Raw genomic sequence first — 2,042 nt, forward strand, 5'->3', positions numbered from 1 at the left:
TAATCCGTTAGGTCAGGTGGCCTAACTTAAATAAAAAAGTCTCCGACAAACCCGGTACGGTTCAGCATTTTTCATGACAAAAGTATTGCCGAAATCATCACAGGCTGGAATATCGAAATAGCGAATGGCACCTAAACAGTCACAGCCCAGTTCAAGCTGATTAGCAAGACGGCCTAAACCGTATTCACCGCCATCAAATGCACATTTCCAGTAATGGTTTGCTACATCATCAGAATAGGGTACGCCCATATCGGTCACACTGGCACGGTAAAAAATCGGACGGACTTTGCCTTTATCTTTGTAGCCCAATTGATGCAGAACCAGGTCTTCACGTGGGATAAAACCGACACGGAACTCCCAGTTCTGCCAAGATACCTTCCAGTCATCATCCACGGTGAAGCTCACACCTTCTGGCTGGACAATATGTAACGGTTTCAGACCTTCACGAGGCTCACCCAGAGATGGTGTATCGTAATTCAGCTCAGCTTGAGGAATTGGGACATGTGTACCGTCATCAATCAGCTCAATAACTTTGCGCTCATTCATATCCACAATCGCCACCAGCCCTTCTAAAGGATGGGCATAGCCGTTATCCGTCAGTTTTTTACGGTAGAATGCGACACCACGCATCAGGCGGCGGCCTTTGTACTTTTCATCATCTCCCCAATACCCGAATGACCACGGATCGATCTGGATGTTTTGAATATCTTCATCGGTAAGACCGCGTTTTTTGACTGCCGCAATCCAGTCAGGATCTTCTTGTACAATTTTGACCAGATCATCAAACTCTTCGATCATTAGAGGCGGCTGACCTTGAATGTCGGTATCCAGCTTGGTCCATTCAACAATCGTTTCAGTTTCCAGATTCACAATGGCTTCAAATGCTTCGCCGGTGCTTTTGTCCAAAATCAGTGCAAACGCTTCACGAGGACATGGCGTATTGTGTTGTTCAAAGGCTTGAAGGGCTTCCTTGCTCGGCTCATTCAGCTGTAACAGCGGGAAACGGTGAAATTTTCCAAGATTTTTTTGGGTTTTTAAAATATGGCTCGCCAGTGTTAATTCTGCTTCTGTTAGTAAATCCAGCGGATGTTTTACTGATTTATGCGCTGCTACTTGTTCCAAATTACAAGGATGTTTTACTGATGTAATTGGTGTATTCATGACGACATGTCCTTTTTAAATCCAGGTAAAACACAACAGATCCAGAGGTATCCATTGCATTACGTAAATTCAAAATAAGGACAAAGACAAAATGCGCATATCACAAAATGGCAAGATCGTAATATTGCAGCTTAAATTTCATTGTCTGCCATTTTGTGATAGCTCATTCACTTCTCCATTTTTTATAACAATAAAAATCCTGTAACCATCGCACACTTATACGCTTGGAAAAAATGAAAAAATGGAGAAAGGTCTTATGAGCAATAATATTATCCATGCTTATGCCGCACTGCAGCCTGCACAAGAACTGGTCCCTTATACCTTTGATGCCGGGGAACTGTTACCTCATGAAGTAGAAATTCAGGTGGAATACTGCGGTCTTTGTCACTCTGATCTTTCAATCATTCAGAATGATTGGCAAGTTTCTCAATATCCAGTTATACCTGGACATGAAGTGATTGGTCGGATTTCAAGAATAGGGGCTGGTGCTCAAGGTCTGCATATCGGTCAACGGGTTGGATTAGGATGGACAGCAGAAACCTGTGAACATTGTGCTTCATGCTTACAGGGGGAGCGAATTTTTTGTTCAGATCTTGTGCCTACCATTGTTGGCCATGCTGGAGGATTTGCAGACAAGGTACGGGCAAGCTGGCAATGGGTCATTCCTTTGCCCGAACAGCTCGATCCTATAACGGCAGGACCGTTGCTGTGTGGTGGCGTCACAGTATTTCATCCTTTAATGCAACATAAGATTCAGGCAGTGCATAAAGTTGGTGTTATCGGTATTGGTGGCTTGGGGCATATCGCAATCAAGCTATTAAAGGCATAGGTATCTACACAATTTCCATGTTTTGCGTTAAATTGAAGAGCATGCTCTTCAA

At 43.6% G+C, this 2,042-nt stretch carries 1 protein-coding gene and 1 pseudogene; one reads left to right on the forward strand and one right to left on the reverse strand.

The window, feature by feature from the left end; translation table 11 throughout:
• Positions 1-21 precede the first annotated feature (21 nt).
• A complete protein-coding gene (locus GW12_RS06300; protein ID WP_081403468.1) occupies positions 22-1,161 on the reverse strand; it encodes a hypothetical protein in 1,140 nt (379 codons plus the stop codon).
• A gap of 256 nt (positions 1,162-1,417) precedes the next feature.
• Here GW12_RS06300 and GW12_RS06305 point away from each other — a divergent pair.
• Positions 1,418-1,987, forward strand: a pseudogene (locus GW12_RS06305) (alcohol dehydrogenase catalytic domain-containing protein); the annotation flags it as partial.
• Positions 1,988-2,042 lie beyond the last annotated feature (55 nt).

The organism is Acinetobacter sp. HR7 (assembly GCF_000773685.1).
GTDB lineage: Bacteria > Pseudomonadota > Gammaproteobacteria > Pseudomonadales > Moraxellaceae > Acinetobacter > Acinetobacter thermotolerans.